This is a genomic window from Sporolactobacillus vineae DSM 21990 = SL153, from assembly GCF_000377985.1.
Taxonomy (GTDB): Bacteria; Bacillota; Bacilli; order Bacillales; family Sporolactobacillaceae; genus Sporolactobacillus; species Sporolactobacillus vineae.
The window spans coordinates 13,774-30,285 of record NZ_KB899049.1 but is presented as its reverse complement, the minus strand read 5'-3'; the positions used below and the strand labels follow the sequence as shown (position 1 = coordinate 30,285).

Annotated in this window: 15 protein-coding genes; 3 read left to right on the top strand and 12 right to left on the bottom strand. The window is 52.9% G+C overall.

The annotated features are described in order from the left end of the window. Positions 1-5 precede the first annotated feature (5 nt). Positions 6-524: a GNAT family N-acetyltransferase gene (locus tag D889_RS0110405; protein WP_010632081.1), complete on the top strand. Its 519-nt coding sequence runs from the start codon at positions 6-8 to the stop codon at positions 522-524. Positions 525-572: 48 nt separating this feature from the next. Here D889_RS0110405 and murB read toward each other — a convergent pair whose 3' ends face one another. The 6 genes from murB to D889_RS0110375 form a co-directional block, all read right to left on the bottom strand. Next, a complete protein-coding gene (gene murB / locus D889_RS0110400) occupies positions 573-1,505 on the bottom strand; it encodes a UDP-N-acetylmuramate dehydrogenase (RefSeq protein WP_010632082.1) in 933 nt (310 codons plus the stop codon). 103 nt (positions 1,506-1,608) lie between these two features. Beyond that, positions 1,609-2,553 (bottom strand): sensor domain-containing diguanylate cyclase, encoded by a 945-nt coding sequence (locus D889_RS0110395; RefSeq protein WP_010632083.1) that lies wholly within the window; start codon positions 2,551-2,553, stop codon positions 1,609-1,611. Further along, complete coding sequence (locus D889_RS0110390; protein WP_010632084.1) at positions 2,553-3,179, bottom strand: chemotaxis protein CheC; 627 nt, start codon at positions 3,177-3,179, stop codon at positions 2,553-2,555. The genes D889_RS0110395 and D889_RS0110390 overlap by 1 nt, the downstream gene beginning before the upstream one ends. Further along, complete coding sequence (locus D889_RS0110385) at positions 3,176-3,547, bottom strand: response regulator (RefSeq protein ID WP_010632085.1); 372 nt, start codon at positions 3,545-3,547, stop codon at positions 3,176-3,178. Before D889_RS0110385 ends, D889_RS0110390 begins: the two co-directional genes overlap by 4 nt. A 280-nt stretch (positions 3,548-3,827) precedes the next feature. Next, entirely contained in the window at positions 3,828-4,697 is an 870-nt protein-coding gene (gene aguB, locus D889_RS0110380) for an N-carbamoylputrescine amidase (protein WP_010632086.1), read from the bottom strand. Continuing rightward, positions 4,684-5,736, bottom strand: a complete 1,053-nt coding sequence (locus D889_RS0110375; protein ID WP_033403947.1) for an agmatine deiminase family protein — start codon at positions 5,734-5,736, stop codon at positions 4,684-4,686. The genes aguB and D889_RS0110375 overlap by 14 nt, the downstream gene beginning before the upstream one ends. Positions 5,737-6,030: 294 nt before the next feature. Between D889_RS0110375 and D889_RS0110365 the strand changes: the two genes are divergently transcribed. Then, a complete protein-coding gene (locus D889_RS0110365; protein WP_010632088.1) occupies positions 6,031-6,480 on the top strand; it encodes a C40 family peptidase in 450 nt (149 codons plus the stop codon). A 208-nt stretch (positions 6,481-6,688) separates the two neighbouring features. On the opposite strand, the gene D889_RS0110360 is transcribed toward D889_RS0110365, so the two are convergent. The 3 genes from D889_RS0110360 to D889_RS0110350 all read right to left on the bottom strand — a co-directional run bounded on the left by D889_RS0110360 (position 6,689) and on the right by D889_RS0110350 (position 9,793). Next, the gene (locus tag D889_RS0110360; protein ID WP_010632089.1) at positions 6,689-7,174 is read right to left on the bottom strand and encodes an S-ribosylhomocysteine lyase; all 486 of its coding nucleotides are present in this window, start codon (positions 7,172-7,174) and stop codon (positions 6,689-6,691) included. A 154-nt stretch (positions 7,175-7,328) separates the two neighbouring features. Next, complete coding sequence (locus D889_RS0110355) at positions 7,329-7,856, bottom strand: DNA-deoxyinosine glycosylase (protein ID WP_010632090.1); 528 nt, start codon at positions 7,854-7,856, stop codon at positions 7,329-7,331. Between the two features lie 128 nt (positions 7,857-7,984). Beyond that, positions 7,985-9,793 (bottom strand): bifunctional metallophosphatase/5'-nucleotidase, encoded by a 1,809-nt coding sequence (locus tag D889_RS0110350; protein WP_010632091.1) that lies wholly within the window; start codon positions 9,791-9,793, stop codon positions 7,985-7,987. 356 nt (positions 9,794-10,149) lie between these two features. Here D889_RS0110350 and D889_RS0110345 point away from each other — a divergent pair, with 356 nt between their 5' ends. Further along, positions 10,150-11,064: a VanW family protein gene (locus D889_RS0110345; RefSeq protein WP_238537659.1), complete on the top strand. Its 915-nt coding sequence runs from the start codon at positions 10,150-10,152 to the stop codon at positions 11,062-11,064. 93 nt (positions 11,065-11,157) lie between these two features. On the opposite strand, the gene D889_RS0110340 is transcribed toward D889_RS0110345, so the two are convergent. From D889_RS0110340 to D889_RS0110330, 3 genes are all read right to left on the bottom strand, one after another. Beyond that, positions 11,158-13,455: a tetratricopeptide repeat protein gene (locus tag D889_RS0110340; RefSeq protein WP_010632093.1), complete on the bottom strand. Its 2,298-nt coding sequence runs from the start codon at positions 13,453-13,455 to the stop codon at positions 11,158-11,160. A gap of 287 nt (positions 13,456-13,742) precedes the next feature. Next, positions 13,743-14,984 carry an aminopeptidase gene (locus D889_RS0110335; protein ID WP_010632094.1) on the bottom strand — a complete coding sequence of 414 codons (1,242 nt, stop codon included), beginning with the start codon at positions 14,982-14,984 and terminating at the stop codon, positions 13,743-13,745. A gap of 173 nt (positions 14,985-15,157) precedes the next feature. Next, complete coding sequence (locus D889_RS0110330; RefSeq protein WP_238537661.1) at positions 15,158-16,399, bottom strand: L-lactate MFS transporter; 1,242 nt, start codon at positions 16,397-16,399, stop codon at positions 15,158-15,160. Positions 16,400-16,512 lie beyond the last annotated feature (113 nt).

Here is a 16,512-nt window from a genome sequence, read left to right as displayed (position 1 = left end):
CGTTGATGAATGATAAACTGGTGATCCGTGACGCCGTGATGTCCGATCTTCCGGAGATTGTCAGGATCTATAATGAAACCATTCCGGGCCGGATGGTGACGGCGGACACGACTGAAGTAACCGTCGAAGAAAGAACGCCGTGGCTCGCCGCCCATCTGAAAAACAGAAACCGCCCGTTCTGGATCGCCCAGTCAGGCGGACACATCTGCGGCTGGCTGAGCCTCAGTACTTTCTACGGACGTCCCGCTTATCAGGGCACTGTTGAAATTAGTGTATACATCGACGCTTCTTTCCGGCATACAGGGATCGGCTCCTCCCTGATCCGCAGAGCCATGAAACAGGCCGGACAGTATAAGATCAGGACAATTCTGGCATTCATTTTCGGACAAAATCTGCCCAGCCTTCATCTGTTTAAAAAACTGGGCTTTGCGCAATGGGGCAGATTCCCGAAGGTTGCGGAACTGGACGGGGTGGAACGCGATTTACTCATTCTTGGGAAACGCGTTGATGATAAACAAAGATGAGAAGAGTGAGAAGAGGCCGGGCAGCAGTTAATGCTGTCCGGCCCCTGATTATATTCTCTGTCCGTTTTTGTCTTCACCGATGATGCGCACTTCTGTGTCCAGTGAAACACCGAATTTTTCTTTAACCGTTTTCTGGACCAGATGAATCAAATTGATATAATCCGTCGCTGAACCATGGTCAATGTTCACCATAAAACCGGCGTGCTTGGTCGACACCTCAACTCCGCCGATTCGTGTCCCCTGCAGGCCGCTGTCCTGAATCAGCTTGCCGGCGAAATGGCCCGGCGGCCGTTTGAAGACACTGCCGCACGACGGATGCTCCAGCGGCTGCTTCAACTCCCGCAAATAAGTCAGATGATCCATTTCCTTTTTTATCGCGTCATAACTGCCCGGTGCCAGCGCAAAGGCGCCCTCCAGCGCAATATACCCATTTTCGGAAATGGCACTGTGGCGATAGCCCATATCAAGGGCCTCCCGGTCCAGTTTCAGCAGGCGGCCCGATGCATCCGCGGCCAGGGCATGATCAAGCACCTGCGCCGTCTCTCCACCATAGGCACCGGCATTCATGAACAGCGCCCCGCCAACCGATCCGGGAATCCCGCAGGCAAACTCCAGTCCTGTCAAATGATGCTGAAGCGCGAACCGCGACACATCGATAATTGCGGCGCCGCATTGGGCAACTACTGTATGGCCTTCAAGCCGGATGGCATTGAGCCGAAGCAGATTAATCACGATGCCGCGAATCCCGCCGTCGCGGATGATGACATTGGAGCCCTTTCCCAGCACCGTGACCGGCAGGCCGTTCACTCCGGCAAAATTGAGGATGCCGCAGATCTCCTCATAATTTTCCGGAAGCACCAGGACATCCGCGACGCCCCCGGTTTTGGTAAATGTATAGCTGCTCAGATTCTCACCGACGCGGACACGGCTCGAATCAGGAATTATTTTTTTCAGTTCATCGTAAATCATTACTTTTTCCATGATAGTTCCCCGATCACTCATTCACATTCATCACGTTATTTTTACTGACTCTTTCAACTTATGCCATCATTACGTGTCCTGTCAAACCGCGCATCGGCGCGCGTCAGCCACCGAAGTCGGCATCCGTTCTGGACTGATGTTTGTCCAGATACATCCGTTCATCCGCTTTCGCGACCAGTTGATCAATGGTCCGGCCGTCCCGTGGAAACAGGCTGACTCCGATACTCAGTGACAGGATAATCTCAAAACCGTCCTGAATCAGCGGCTTCTTCTTATTCTTTCCAATTCGCCGGATCATGTTCTGATCGTCAAATGGCTCGGTCACGTCCGGCATCAGGACGAGAAATTCATCTCCGCCATATCGGCAGACGACATCATCTTTGCGCATCGACTCCGTCAGCATGCCGGCGACCCGTGTCATCACCTTGTCTCCTGTATTATGGCCGTAGGTATCATTGATCTGCTTGAACTCGTTGACATCGACAAACATCAGACCGAGCATGCTTCCGGTTTCCACAGCCCGGTTCAGATACAGATCCGCATATTTATCGAACAGCGCCCGGTTGGCGACGCCCGTCAGCTGATCATAATAAGCAAGCTTTTCGATGACCTGTTCCTTCTGCTTCAGCCGGTTGTTGAGCTCCGCCTGCCTGCGAACGGACGCACGTAACTGGTCGATCTGAAGAAACTGGTTCGTCATATCGATAAATTCCATCAGAATCAATTTATCCTTACGATGCAGAATCCGATTCATCTTGAGGTTAACCGGATGATGGTCGCCAAGGATACGGCGATGAATACCGGCGGAAAAGAAAGCCGGCATGCCGCTTACGCAGACGCGGGTCATTGCCTGATGAAAAGTATTTTGTTTCAAGGCCGGGATGACCTCGCCGATGTTCCGGTCAAGCACCTGTTTCTGACTGTACCTTGTCAGCTTTTCCATCAGCGGATTCCAGTACGCGATGGTCAGATTACTGTCCAGGATGACAATGCCCTCACTGATAAAATTCAGGATTTCGGGCAGGTAATCATCTATTTCTATGTCCATTATTCCCCACCATAGATCTTATCAATGTTTTCCAGGATCTCATCCAGCGATCTCAGTGTCATATTAATCACAATCGCTCCGTCAATCATCGTTCCTTCAATGTTGAAGGTAATGTACATCATGAGCACAAGATGATACGATGCATCGGAAACAAGCAGATCGGCACGGGCACTCTGCAAGACGGATACTTCCGGCAAAGTGTATTCGACAGGAATATGTACCGTATTGCTGAGTTCGCCGATGATGGCATTCAGAATGATATTGCCGATTTCTTTAATGGTGTCAAAATCAACATCAGAGAATTCGAGACTATTGTTCTCGCTGTATTCTTCATTCAGACAAAGATCGATAAACTGATGCATCTTCTCCGCCGGAAAGATCAGACTGACGGTACCTTCCAGCTGGCGGTTGAACGAAATCGACGACACCATTGCCGCGCCTTCCGTCACCTGACGGAGAAAAACATCCAGTTCCTGCTTGCCGCGGACCATATTCATGATCCGCACATCCGGAACGTCAAGATTAATCTTCTTATCAATGATCTCCGACAACGTACTGGCTGCTTTACCCACACCGACATTAAACAGTTCCTTCAATATGTCTTCCCTGCTGAACAACGCGCTCATGCGGCACCATTCCCGATAATGGCCGCAATCTCTTTGGCCTTTGCTTCATTCATCGGTTTGTTGATGAAGGCAAGTACGTGCATCTGGCGGACAACTTCACGAACCTTGCTCTGAACATCTGCAGAAAGAACAATCACCTTCGCATCGATATCGACCTGTTTGATCCGTTCGATCAAATCCTGACCCCTGAGCTTCGGCATCAGGAGGTCGGTCACTATGTAATCCGGATGGTCCGACTTAAACTTTTCCAGACCCTCTTCCCCGTCATCGGCGAACTCGAATGCGACACCGTCCAGCTGTTTTCCAATCAGCGAAGCGGTGATTTTCTGTGAAAACTTTGAGTCATCGACAATCAGCACTTTAATCATAATCGGAGGTTCCCTTCGCTGCATCATCAGAACCGTAGGGATTCCGTCCGGTCGGCCCGGACAGATTCCCTCTATTCTGGAGCCTGTCTAATCTGATGCCGGATTTTCTGAGGCATCCCTATGTTTCATGCTCTCTTTATTTATGTTTCATGCTCTCTTTATTATAGCAAAAGATGACCGGATGTTCGTCCTGTTTCTTTCGGAAAAAAGGACACTTCCGGCCATCAAATTTTCGTCAAATTTCAGGTTGAGCAGACGGAATACGCATCATTTTCCCGGATTACTTCCGGCCGTCATACGTGGTTATCGGACCGTACAAATCCGGACGCCGGTCACGGAAAATGCCCCAGTCGAACCGCTGCGCCTGCAGCCGGTCCAGATCAAACTCGGCAGTAATCACCGCCTCTTCCGTCCGGCCGGCTTCGGCCATCTTTTCTCCCTGCGGACCGGCAATGAATGACGATCCATAAAAGGTAATCGCGGAATCCCCGTCGCGCTCGGTTCCGATCCGGTTTGATGCGATGACCGGCATCAGATTGGCCGCAGCATGGCCGAGCATGCACGCCTGCCAGTGATCTTTAGAGTCGATCGTCGCATCATACGGCTCCGAACCGATCGCTGTCGGATAGACAAGCAGTTCCGCACCCATCAGCGCCATGCAGCGCGCCGCTTCCGGGAACCACTGATCCCAGCAGATTCCGGCACCGATCTTGCCGTACCGCGTCTCCCAGACCTTGAATCCCGTATCCCCGGGGCTGAAGTAGAACTTTTCCTCATAGCCCGGACCATCGGGAATGTGGCTTTTTCGGTACGTTCCGAGCACCGTGCCGTCGGCGTCGATCATTGCCAGAGAATTGAACAGCGCATTGTTTTTTCTTTCATAAAAGCTGAGCGGCAGCACAACCTGAAGCGCCCCGGCCAGACGGCTGAAGCGGGCGACAGCACGGCTTTTTTCCAGTTCTTCTGCGTAACCGTAGTACGCCGCATTTTCTTTCTGACAAAAGTAGGGTGTTTCAAAGAGTTCCTGAAGCAGAATCAGCTGCGCTCCCCGGGCTGCGGCCGTGCGGACCAGCGACTCGGCGTGCGTCAGGTTCTCATCAATATCTGCGCCGCAGCTCATCTGTGTGGCTGCAACTTTAATCGTTCTCATGCTTCTTTCCCCCCTGTATGGCCGGTATCTGCTGCGTCGCACAATGAACATTGCCGCCTTCAGTAATGACTGCCGTGCCGTCAATTGTCCGGACACGCCGCCCGGCGAACGCCTGACCGATACGCTCGACCGCGGCTTTGTCGGTTGCGGCCGCATCGCCGCCGAAGACCGGCAGAATCACACCGCCGTTCACCAGATAAAAGTTCAGGTAACTCAGCGTCAGGCGTTTCCCCCTGAACATGCGCAGCGGCGGCTGCGGGATCGGAATCACGTCAATTTTCCGTCCGCGGGCATCCGTCGCCCGGCGGAGAATCTCAAGATTTTTCCTGGTAACCTGGTAATTCGGATCATCAGGATGATCACAGGTCTGCAGCAGCACTTTTCCCGGAGCAGCGAAGCAGGCGAGATTATCTACATGGCCGTCGGTTTCGTCGCCGGCAAGTCCCCGGTTCAGCCAGATGATCGTCCGGATGCCGAGCAGACGTTTCAGTTCCGCTTCAATCTGCGCCCGGCTCAGCCGGGGATTGCGATTCGGACTGAGGAGGCATTGCTCCGTAGTCAGCAGTGTCCCCGCACCGTCTGCATGGATCGACCCGCCCTCAAGGACCAGCGGTGCATCGATGCGCGGTGTTTGAAAATGATCCAGCAGCAGCGGCGCCAGCCGATCATCCAGAGCCCAGTCCGGATATTTTTCGCCCCAGGCATTGAAATGCCAGTTGATACCGGCCCGGTGACCCTGCCCGTCGACCAGAAATGTCGGTCCGTTGTCACGAATCCAGGAATCATTATGAGGCAGAGGCAGCAGATCGATCATTGGATTGCCGGATGTATTCAGTATGGGTACCGCTTCTCCCGGGCGGGTAATCACCGTAACCGGTTCAAACTCAGAAATGGCATGGGCAAGCGCCGCGTAGCCGGCACAGACCCGCGCTGCATCTTCCGGATAGCACATCGTTTCCCGGACAGGAAAAGCAATCAATGTTCGTTCGTGTTTTTCCCATTCGGCGGGCATGTGAAGTCCCCTGATTAACTCCTTCATCGCAGTCCTCTCACGTTCTTTTTTCATTTTACCGGCTTCTATCATATCACAAAAGATCTGCCTTTTAGTACTCGAAAAGCGCCGCCATTACGAGACGAATGAGGTCTGCTCATGTCGGTCCGGCAGCACAATATGACATTTTTATTACAAATTCGCTCTTCCTTTTTATTTTATTGTAATGATCCCGTAAGCTTTCTGAAAAATGAGGAGCGTAAAATCGACTTTGTTGATGAAGAAGAACGAAACACATAGAAGCAAATAAGTTGTGAGAGATACATAGGGGGCACCGAATTGATGAAGTGGATTAAATTGTTCGCAGTTATTGGCATCGTCTTTGCACTGTTCACGAGTTCTTTCACGGAAATTCAGGCGAAAAAAGTCAGCGGCTCTGCAATCGTCAAAGTTGCCCTGTCACATCATGAACCCTATCGTTATGGGATCAGTGACTGCTCCTCCCTTACGAAAAAGGTGTATAAGAAATTTGGTTACACGCTGCCTCGCACAGCGAAGCAGCAGGCTCGGGTCGGACATGCTGTCAGCGTAAAGCATCTTAAAGCCGGCGATCTGGTCTTCTTTTACACCGGACGCCGCGGCGTCGTTTCACACGTCGGGATCTATGCCGGCAAGGGCAAGATGGTGGACGCTGAATACAGCGGCATTAAAAAAACGGGCGTTTTTGTCGGACCTTCTTCTCACTACTGGAAGCCGAGATATGCCAGGGCACGCCGCGTCTTCTCTTACTAAAAAGATTGCATGATTAACGAATTTGATAAAAGTCCGCCCGGATTGCCCCGGCGGACTTTTTATCGTTGCACTTCGAAATTTTTCATACACTGCGGAATGAGCAATGTACGCTCCGGCGCCACCCAATCCCGCAGAGCTCTCTTTTAAAAAACGGGGCCGAAACAGTGAACTTAATCAGTGTTTCGGCCCCGCCGACGTTTTCTAATGATTACAGAGATTCGGTGACGACTTTGCGCTCGAACGGATCCGAGCTGATGCCTTCAGCGAGAATCTTCTTTGCCCATTCTTTGGCGGAAAACAGGGAATGATCGCGGTAGTTGCCGCAGCTCTTGATCGTTGTCCCCTGCACGTCGTCCCATGTTGCCGGTCCGGCGATGAATTCCAGTGAACCCTTCAATGCCCTGGCCACGTCAACCGGATCATGTTCCCCCCACAGAATCAGGTGGAAACCTGTGCGGCAGCCGAACGGAGAGCAGTCGATCACGCCGTTGAGGCGATCTCTGAGCAGCCCGGCCAGCATGTGTTCAATTGTGTGCAGCCCTGCTGTCGGAATCGCATTTTCATTCGGCTGAACCAGACGCAGGTCGTAATTCTGTATCTTGTCGCCCTTAGGTCCGTGCTCAGTTGTGATCAGCCGGACATAGGGTGCTTTGACTTTTGTATGATCGAGTGTAAAACTTTCCACTTTTGCCATATATAATGATCTCCTTTACGCTTGAATTCTGTCTTGTGTATTTTCTCACGAACGGACTGAAATCTTGTCGCCTTCAGCCTAACCCTAGTCTACACTAATTCCATTAATTCCGGTAGTCATTCAATGGATTTCAGCTTTTAACCGAATCAGCCGACTACAGGTAGTCTTTAATCACCGACCAGTCGTCAATCTTCTCCGCCAGCGACTTCGGATAACGGCTGGGCGTCGGGCTGGTGGACGGGAGCCGAAGATGTGCGATCCCGCGCTCCTTCAGCCGGCGGAATCCAAAACTTTTTCGAAACACGCCGCAGGATTTGCTGCCGTTGAACGCGACCAGCCGGATGCCGGGATGCATGTCGAGCAGACCGGGAATGTCGTTCGGTTCCTCTTCCCGGATCGCTGAATCCAGACTGCCCTGCCGCCGGCACTGGTGGATCGAATCCCACAAGGCAACTTGATTCTTTTTGAGAAAATCGCATTTCTGTTCATAGCTCTCGAACGCCGCTTTCCGGCCGAACAGCGTCCCGAGAATCCGCCAAAACTGGTTGCGCGGATTCGCGTAGTATTGCTGCATCTTCAGCGACTGGGCACCGGGCATGGAGCCAAGGATTAATATATGCGGCCTGGCGCCAATCATGGGGCGCATGGAATAGTGCAGCGCTGCCGATTTTGTTTCTGCCATCTGACGGTCTCCCGGAATTTTTTTCACCTATTATTTTCGCACAGAGTCCGCTTAATTTGAACTGATTCGCGCCATCGAAAAAAAAGACACCGCTTCGGAAAGCAGTGCCCTGTTAACTACTGCCGGGATTAGTTCCCGAGAAAATCAGTCGAATTCACTAGCACCCGGCGGCCTGTCACCTGTGGATCGATGACCTGACCGGCTGCAGTCTGATCCTTGATATATTGAACAAATACGTCCGTGTCCAGACCATTCAGGGTATCCACCATATGGCCCTTTGTGAACACAGAGAATCCGTCACCGCCGCCAAAAAGGAAGTCATTGATCACCACGCGATAGGTCTTATTCAGATCAAAGGGCTGTCCGTCTGCTGTTGTGATGCCGACCACCTTATACTTGTATAGCGGATCATCCGGTGACGGCGCATACTGATAGCTCAGACCGGCAATCTGCAGATAGTAAAGACTGTCGTCATATTGCTGGTTCAGTGCCGTGACAAGATCACGCCCGCTCAGTTCCACGATCTGTAAAAAGTTTCCGAACGGCTGGACCGCCTGAGCCGCGCCCCAGGTGATCGCATTCCTGCCGTCTGCAGCCGGCGTCGTGATCAAATCGGAACGGATCCCGCCGTTATTCGTGATTGCGAAGTCAACACTTTTGCCTTCCTGATTGGCCTCAAAAAGCTGTGCATCGGTGACCAGGTCGCCAACCTCCGTTTCCGGATCAAAGCCGGTTCCGGAACGGGAATAAACGGGATTCTTAGCGTACCCGATCACACTGCTGATTAACGGTGCCACACGTTGCTCCGCATCTTTTACAATATGTGCGACCTCAGGATCCGGCACAATACCGCTGCGTTCGTTGTACTTAACGGCAGCATCCGGCGCAGACACAAAATCCTTCGTCTTCGTACTGAGTTCACCCTGAACGTCATCGAATGCCCGGCCGAAGCTCAGCGCCTGGATGATCCGCGTGCTGCCGATCACGCCGTTGGCAAACTGATGCGAGTGTCCGGCAAAGAACACATCCACCGAATTGTTCGGGTCCTTCTGGTTCACCTGACGCATCACATCGGCAGCGTCTCCGCTGACCGATCCGTCAGAACCTCCGGCCGGTGAGCCCGGGCTGACCGCCGCGGTGTGATCGAGGACCACAATGGCATGGACCCCCCTGGCGCGTAAAATCTTCTCGTATTTGACAATCGTATCTGTTTCATTAAGAAAATCGAGATTAACGATCTGACTGTGCAAAATCACCGTCGTCGCCCTGGTCGTAATCAGGCCGATAAAACCGACCCGGATCTTATGGCCGCTGCTTTTCACTGTCTTGATTGTATACGGCTTAAAGCCTTCAGGTATCTTTCCAGTCTGCCTGTCGACCACATTTGCCGCGACAATGTCCATTTGCGACTTAACCTGCGGGTAATTGCCAACGATGTCGACGCCGTCACTGCTGGCGTATTTGTTCTTCGGCGCCGGCTTCTTTCCATCAAGAATCCGTTTGAATTCCGGAAGGCCCTCATCAAACTCGTGGTTGCCCAGGGTGCCAACCTGGAACTTCATCGCCTGCAGCGCCTTCATCGTCGGCTCATCCTGAAGCAGTCCGGAAACCGCCGGGCTGGCGCCGACCATATCCCCGTTCTCCACGCGGATGGAATTATTCTTCGTTGCGTGAGGATGGGCGGCCATGAATGCCCGGGTCGCCTGATTCAGATTTGCAGCCAGATAATCTGCACCGCCAATCGGATTTCCGCCCGGATCTTTCGCAACAGTATCAAGATTCCCGTGAAAATCGTTGATACCGAGCAGCTGGATCGGGATCGTTGTCTCTTTTGCCTTCGCTGCGGCCGGAAGCGCCGGGACAACAGGCAATGAGAGCGCAAAAGCAAGCAATAAAGCCAGACCGAAACGTGCTGCTTTGATTATGACTTTGGTCATTCTCAGATCCTCCTAGAAATTTTTAAAAATTTTAAAATCAATTCAAAAGTCAACGGTTTCTAAGTGACTGCACTTATGTATATCTGGCAGGGAAAAACGGAAACAAACAACTTTCAGCTGTACCCATGCAGTAAGCTCCTTTCCTGATCATCAGGTTCACCCTTCTGCCCGTTCCTTCACCGTCATCATAAACAGCCTGTACCTGTCTGTAAAAAGGCTTTTGCACCAAATAATGTAAATTTGATGTCAACTTCTTTGACAGTACAACTTTGTGCCTATCCCTGAAACAGAATTATCGTAAGAAAGAAAAAAACGTCCATACTAAAACAGGGGGTGAGCGCGTGTTTCTAAAACTGATGCTTGCGGGACTGATGCTGATTGCTTCCCCGCCGGCGCCGCAGGATCAGCTAATCATCGAAGACCATGGAAAGACGATCGCACAGGTCAGTCGGTCGGAATTTACCGCTCCGGGGTTACCGGTTATTGACCGGCAAAAACTGGATCAGTTTATTGCTAAACTCAGTGATAAAACCGTGCGTTCGCCCGTTAACGCAACACTCGGACCGAATCATCAGATTGTCGCTGAAAGGGCCGGATACACTTTGGACCGGGAAAATTTTATCGACCAGTTTCAGCACTTTTTCTACAGTAAACAGTCTGCCCGGGTTATCGTGCCGTTACAAAAAGTGTATCCGGAAGTCGATTCTGAACTGCTCTCCGAAATCCGGACGCAGCGCATCGGTACCTACATGACTTACTTCAATCCCGGTAATAAGGCCCGGACGCATAATATTGAGCTGGCTGTCCGATCGATCAACAATCAAGTGGTCTTTCCCGGAAGGATCTTTTCCTTTAATCGGACACTGGGCCAGCGCACACGCCAGAAGGGCTATCAGACAGCCCGCATTATTGTGAAAGGAGAATATTCCGAGGGCATCGGCGGCGGAATCTGCCAGGTATCCTCAACCTTATTCAATGCCGCCGATCGTGCCGGCCTGCACATCGTTGAACGTTATGCGCACAGCAAACGCGTTGCCTACGTTCCGCCCGGCAGAGATGCCACCGTCAGCTGGATGGGGCCGGATTTCCGTTTCCGGAACAGCTACGGACTCCCGGTGCTGATCCGGGCAAGCAGCAGCGGCGGTCGGGTTATTTTCAGCTTCTATTCATCGTCCGTGATCCGGGCCAACCCGCGGACGGTTCCGGCACCTGCGCATGAAACAGGCTGCAAACCGGCTGAAGACCGTAAAAATCGTGCTGAGGACCGATAATCCGTCCCGGCTGCCGCCCATGCCGGGCGCGCTAAAAAAAAAAGCACCCTCCGCACTCAGGCAGAAGGTGTCTTCTAATGTCTTTAATGACCTTTATTCTGTTTCCGACTTGCCGGCTGCGGCTTCCGCATCGCCGGACGACAGGTTGAGATTCTTGCGTTCAGATGCCGGCAGATTCCGGAAGATCGTTTTCAGCCATACTTCGGATTCTCCCGGAAGGTCGCCTGCTTCGTAAAATTTCTTGATCCGTTCGCAGGCAGGCGCATAACCGAGCTCTGCGGACAGCAGAAGCAGATGCATCCCCTCTTCGGAATCCTGCTTGACCGACGCGCCTTCGAACGTGCCCTTTGTCTTGAGTTCGGCCAGCGTGTACATGGCTTCCGGATTATGCAGTGCGGCAGCTTTCTCGATCAGCCGAATCCCGCGCTCCGGATTCTTGTCCACACCCGTTCCGGTGCCGAACGCCATGCCGACCCGATAGAGCGCCGGACTGAAGTTCATCGACGCACTGCGGAACAGGAAGTCCATCGACTGTTCCTGCGTCACATCCATCGATGCCGACTGACCGTCATTGCGCAGTGCCCAGACTTCATATTGCGCCTCCGGAAGCTTCTGCGCCGCCTTAAGCAGCCAGCGGACGGCCCGCTCCCGGTTGACACCGGAAGCGCTGATCGATTTATAACCGGTCGTATAATAGCGGTACAGAGCAAACTGGGCCTCAGGCAGGCCGGATGCCGCCGCTTCGTTCAGAAGCTGTTTCGCCTTTTCCCGGTCTTCGCGGACGTAATAGCCGTCGAGCAAGATATTGGCCATCCGGAATTTAGCCGGCGCATAGTCCTCTTTCGCCGCAATCGCCAGGTAATGGAACACTTCCCGGTGCTCCATCACCATGCTGTTGCCCTGCTCGTATTTATCCGCAATCAGCAGGCAGGCTTTCGGGTTGCCGTCTTCGGCGTACTTGCGCAGCAGTACATCAGCCTGTGCCTGATCCTTGTCGAAAAAGATATTTTTGTAAAAGCCGCGTGAGTAGCCCTGATAAAGTTTCAGCTGCGCATCCCAGTTCTGATGGTCGGCCGCCTTCTTCAGAAGTTCCAGCCCCTGAGCCGAATCCTGTTTGACCCCTTTTCCATCCAGGTAAAGATCGCCGAGCCGTTCCTCAGCCGGCGGGAATTCGCGCTCCGCCGCAATCGCCAGCCACTTCAGCGCTGCTTTCTCCTCTTCCAGGAACCGGTTGCCGTCCTCATAGGCGTGCCACAGTTCATAGGCCGCCTCCACACTGCCGTCCTCCGAAGCTTCGCGCAGCATATCATAAGCCTGCTTCTCATTCTTCCCGAGCGGCTGGCCGAGACAATCGCCGTCACTGTAGATCTGGTAGAGGTAATATTCGGCAAGCGGCTGTTTCGTATCCGCCGCCTTCTTCAGCACAGCCAGATAATCCTCGGCATCCGTTCTGGAAATGAATCCATAATGCTTCCGGTACGCATCGGCCAGACTCCGGACCGCACGCTGAACGCCGTCTGCTGCCGCCGACTTCAGCCAGTTAAAGGCGGTGTCCCTGTTGTAGGACTTGCCCTGCGGTGAGAGACTGAACAGATAAATCAGCCATTTTGCCTCAGGATAACCCGCTCTGGCCAGCTGCTCACATTTTTTCAGTGAATCCTCGTCGACGATCTTGTCCGGTATCTGTTCCTTACCGGCAGCTCCTCCGGGGATCAGCTCATTGCGCTTGATTTTCTCAGCATGCTGCAGCCATTTTCTTGCTTCCCCGTGATCGATCGGTACAAGCCGGCCGCCCTCATATAACTCGTGCAGCTTCATCGCTGCATCCGCCGAACCCTTTCCGGCAATCTCTTTCAGAAAACCGATCCCCTGTTCCAGAAGCGGTTTTCTTTCTGCATTCAGCTCCATCCAGTACCAGGTTTTCTCGATCTGTTCTTTCTCATCGAGCCCGCTGGTCAGATAGCTCTCCATCAGTTCTACGGAATTCTCAACCAGAGTGCCTTTTTCGGTGCCGATCAGCGACAGACGTTCCAGGCCGAGAATCGCCCCGGTCGCCGAATTTTCCAGGCTGATCCGTGCCGTAATCAGATCCCCGAACTTGACCTCCGGCAGGTATTCATAGGGAACAGCCAGCTGCATCTTGTCCTTGCGCAGGCCCATCGAATAGTCGAATTCCCCTTCGTCGTTCTTATACGGCTCATTTTTATGCACATCCGGCACGTGCACCGGGTGATTGCCCGGCTCACTGTACAGCTGGACAAATATTTTCCGGTGCAGACGTTCACGCCAGGTCAGCGGCGGGCCTTCAATCACAAAAGAAAAGGTCAGCACCGAATCATCTTTTTCAATCAGGTTGACTCTAAGCGTACTGTCAATCATCAGTTCGTCCATTATGAATACACTTCTTTGCTAAGAAATAAAATTGCCGGGCAGGAGCCCTCTCCTGTCAAAAAGACATGCCGCTTCAGTTGTGCAAGTCATTCCTATTTAATTTTAAGCCATATGATGAAAATGTCTACTGAACAAAAGGTGGAATCCACTGAATTTCGCTTTCACACCGCTTTTTTTAAACTGTAAAAAATTTTCGCTTGTTCCACGGAAAAAATACGGCCCGGAAGTTCATTGGCAGAAAACTTCCGGGCCGGAAACAGCGAGACAGAGTATGACAGACAAAATCATTAAAAGTCGAGCACCCAGGCACCATTCCGGAAAACCGGAATCTTCGTGCCGTCCTGCTTCACGCCGTCAATGTTCAGATGGGCGGATCCGACCATGAAATCCACATGCGCGATGCTGCTGTTAACACCGGCCCGGTCGAGCCCGTCCTCATCCAGGCCGCTCCCGCCTTCAATACACGTCGGATAAGCTTTTCCAAGCGCCAGATGGCAGGATGCATTCTCATCAAACAGCGTATTGTAAAAGATCAGTCCGGATTCAGAAACCGGGGAATGATGCGGTACCAGTGCGACTTCACCGAGACGGCGGGAACCCTCATCGGTGTCAAGCAGATGGCTCAGCACCTCTTCCCCTTTTTCCGCTTTGAACTCCGCAACGGCACCGTCTTTGAACGTCAGGCTGAAACGGTCGATGACCTGTCCGTTATAATTCAGCGGCATGGTGCCGGACACCGTTCCATTAACACCCCGTTTATCAGGAAGCGTGAAGACTTCTTCGGTCGGAATATTGGCGTTGAACGGCACACCGGCTTCCGACGGCTCGGAGCCGCCGCACCAGATGTGCCCGTCAGGAAGATCAATGGTCAGATCCGTGCCGGCTGCCTGATAGATTAAACTGCGGAATTTCTGTTCGTTCATAAAATCTTTTGCTTCGTGCAGCTTGCGGTTATGATCCGCCCAGGCTGCCACCGGATCGGTATTTCCGGTGACCCGGCTGACCCGCAGAATTTCCTTCATCAATAATTCCTGCGCCGCACCGGCCGGTTTGCCGGGGAAAACTTTTTTCGCCCAGGCAATTGTCGGGTAAGCGACAATCGACCACTGGATCCGGTTGTTCATGATATACTCCCGGAACGGCGTGGCCCCCTTGCCGATGGACGCCATGTAGGCTGCGGTCCGGGCACCGTCAACCTCTTCCAGCAGATCCGGATTCGGTCCGTAAATGCTCAGCACGGCATATTTGTCTTTGACCGATTCATTCTGTGCGTAAAATTTCCACGCGGGCACTTGCTTCAGTGCGTCGAGCGGCGCATACTTGAGCCTGAGCCGCAGTGTTTCCTCATCAGACCATTCAAGATGAACATCCTTCGCCCCGGCTGTATAGGCTTCCTCTGTAATCAGATGAACAAAATGACTGGCTTCCGGCGGCGCACTGATCACCAGGCCCTGCCCCTTTTGCAAATTCACCCCGGTCCGAATCGCTACCCGGGCAAACGCCTCCAGTTCCTGCTCAAATCCGTTCATGACGACATCTCCCCTAAAAAAACGTGACAATTGGAATACTTAGTTTTCATTATCAGGGGGAAATACGTATTTGTAAAATTTCGGAGCGCACTGCCAACAATAAAGCGCCTGCCGAAGCGTGATTTCCGCTTCAGCAGACGCCTTTTTAGCTTAATCCGATTCGTTACAATAGATTAACTGCGGATATGTTCTTCCCGGAGCTGTTTCCGGCCCCATCTGTGTGCCGTCCGGACTGCAGCCATTCCCGGAGCGTGGAGCGTGATGACCACGATGCAGGCGACGCTGCAGAGGATAGCGATCAGCCGGAACGTCGGGACAAACCCGCCGAGCAGACCGGAAATGAACGATGCCGACAGGCCGCCGAACCCGAATCCCTGGTAGACCAGACCGTAGTTCTGGCTCTGATTCTTAAGCCCGAAGAAATCAGCGACAATAGCCGGGAAAATGGTGATGTTCCCGCCGAAGCAGAGCGCGACGCTGGCGACGCAGAGGAAGAACAAGGTCGTGTTCAGCGCGACACTGCTCAGAGTCACCGCCGCTGCCGCGGTAACAAGCAGTGCGCCGGCAACAATCTTCAGACGGTCGAAGTGATCCGACAGGGCGCCGAGCACGAGCCGGCCAGCCGTGTTAAAGAGAGCGACAAGCGCCACCGCATTGGCCGCCGCAGCCGCATCAAGACCGGCGAGACTGGTGCCGATATTCGCCACACTGCCGATCATATACAGGCCGCTCATGCAGGCGGTGAACAGAACGAAGAAGAGCAGATAGACTTGTTTCGTTTTCAGCATTTCGCTGACAGTGTAATTATGATGCGCGGCAGTCTCCCGGCTCGATTCCTTCTTTGCCGCGGCAACCGGCGCCTGACGGATCAGCAGCAGACCGCCGCCGATCATGACGAATGAGATCATGCCCCAATAGAAGAACGTCTGCGACACGCCGACATTCTGAATCAGAAACGCCAGCACATACTTGAAAAGGACACTGCCGATCCCGTACGCACCGATGGCGATTCCGGAAACGAGCCCTTTCCGTTCCGGGAACCACTGGATCGTATTCGACAACGTGGTCATATAGGCAATCCCGTTGGACGCGCCGACGAGAACGCCGGCTGCGATGTAAAGCATCCACAGTGAAGAAGCGAGCGACGTCAGTGCCAGGCCGGCGCCCATGCCGACTGCCGACAGAAGCAGCAAGCCGCGAATGCCGAATTTCTTCTGGATTTTACTTGCTGAAAGGGTTGAGAGACTCAGCGCGAAACTCATGATTGAAAAAGTCATGGCGACGGCGCCGACGTTCCAGCCGAATTTATCAACGAGCGGCTGATTAAATAGACTCCATGTATAGATGGTACCAAGCCCGATCATGACGATGACTGTTCCGACAAGGATCGGCCAGCGAACGATTGCTTTGTTCATTCCTGATGTGTGTGTCATTTCGATCTCCCCTTAATTTCAGGTCTGCAAGGTTTTAAATGACTTCCTTGAACACCTTGATTATATCGGGGAAAAGGCGTCATAAAGCGTTTCCA

What these genes read in the sequence shown, in the direction of transcription:
- D889_RS0110405 (WP_010632081.1), top strand. Translation starts at nt 6, where the DNA reads ATGAATGATAAACTGGTGATCCGTGACGCCGTGATGTCCGATCTTCCG.
- murB (WP_010632082.1), bottom strand. Translation starts at nt 1,505, where the DNA reads ATGGAAAAAGTAATGATTTACGATGAACTGAAAAAAATAATTCCTGAT.
- D889_RS0110395 (WP_010632083.1), bottom strand. Translation starts at nt 2,553, where the DNA reads ATGGACATAGAAATAGATGATTACCTGCCCGAAATCCTGAATTTTATC.
- D889_RS0110390 (WP_010632084.1), bottom strand. Translation starts at nt 3,179, where the DNA reads ATGAGCGCGTTGTTCAGCAGGGAAGACATATTGAAGGAACTGTTTAAT.
- D889_RS0110385 (WP_010632085.1), bottom strand. Translation starts at nt 3,547, where the DNA reads ATGATTAAAGTGCTGATTGTCGATGACTCAAAGTTTTCACAGAAAATC.
- aguB (WP_010632086.1), bottom strand. Translation starts at nt 4,697, where the DNA reads ATGAGAACGATTAAAGTTGCAGCCACACAGATGAGCTGCGGCGCAGAT.
- D889_RS0110375 (WP_033403947.1), bottom strand. Translation starts at nt 5,736, where the DNA reads ATGAAGGAGTTAATCAGGGGACTTCACATGCCCGCCGAATGGGAAAAA.
- D889_RS0110365 (WP_010632088.1), top strand. Translation starts at nt 6,031, where the DNA reads ATGAAGTGGATTAAATTGTTCGCAGTTATTGGCATCGTCTTTGCACTG.
- D889_RS0110360 (WP_010632089.1), bottom strand. Translation starts at nt 7,174, where the DNA reads ATGGCAAAAGTGGAAAGTTTTACACTCGATCATACAAAAGTCAAAGCA.
- D889_RS0110355 (WP_010632090.1), bottom strand. Translation starts at nt 7,856, where the DNA reads ATGGCAGAAACAAAATCGGCAGCGCTGCACTATTCCATGCGCCCCATG.
- D889_RS0110350 (WP_010632091.1), bottom strand. Translation starts at nt 9,793, where the DNA reads ATGACCAAAGTCATAATCAAAGCAGCACGTTTCGGTCTGGCTTTATTG.
- D889_RS0110345 (WP_238537659.1), top strand. Translation starts at nt 10,150, where the DNA reads ATGCTTGCGGGACTGATGCTGATTGCTTCCCCGCCGGCGCCGCAGGAT.
- D889_RS0110340 (WP_010632093.1), bottom strand. Translation starts at nt 13,455, where the DNA reads ATGGACGAACTGATGATTGACAGTACGCTTAGAGTCAACCTGATTGAA.
- D889_RS0110335 (WP_010632094.1), bottom strand. Translation starts at nt 14,984, where the DNA reads ATGAACGGATTTGAGCAGGAACTGGAGGCGTTTGCCCGGGTAGCGATT.
- D889_RS0110330 (WP_238537661.1), bottom strand. Translation starts at nt 16,399, where the DNA reads ATGAACAAAGCAATCGTTCGCTGGCCGATCCTTGTCGGAACAGTCATC.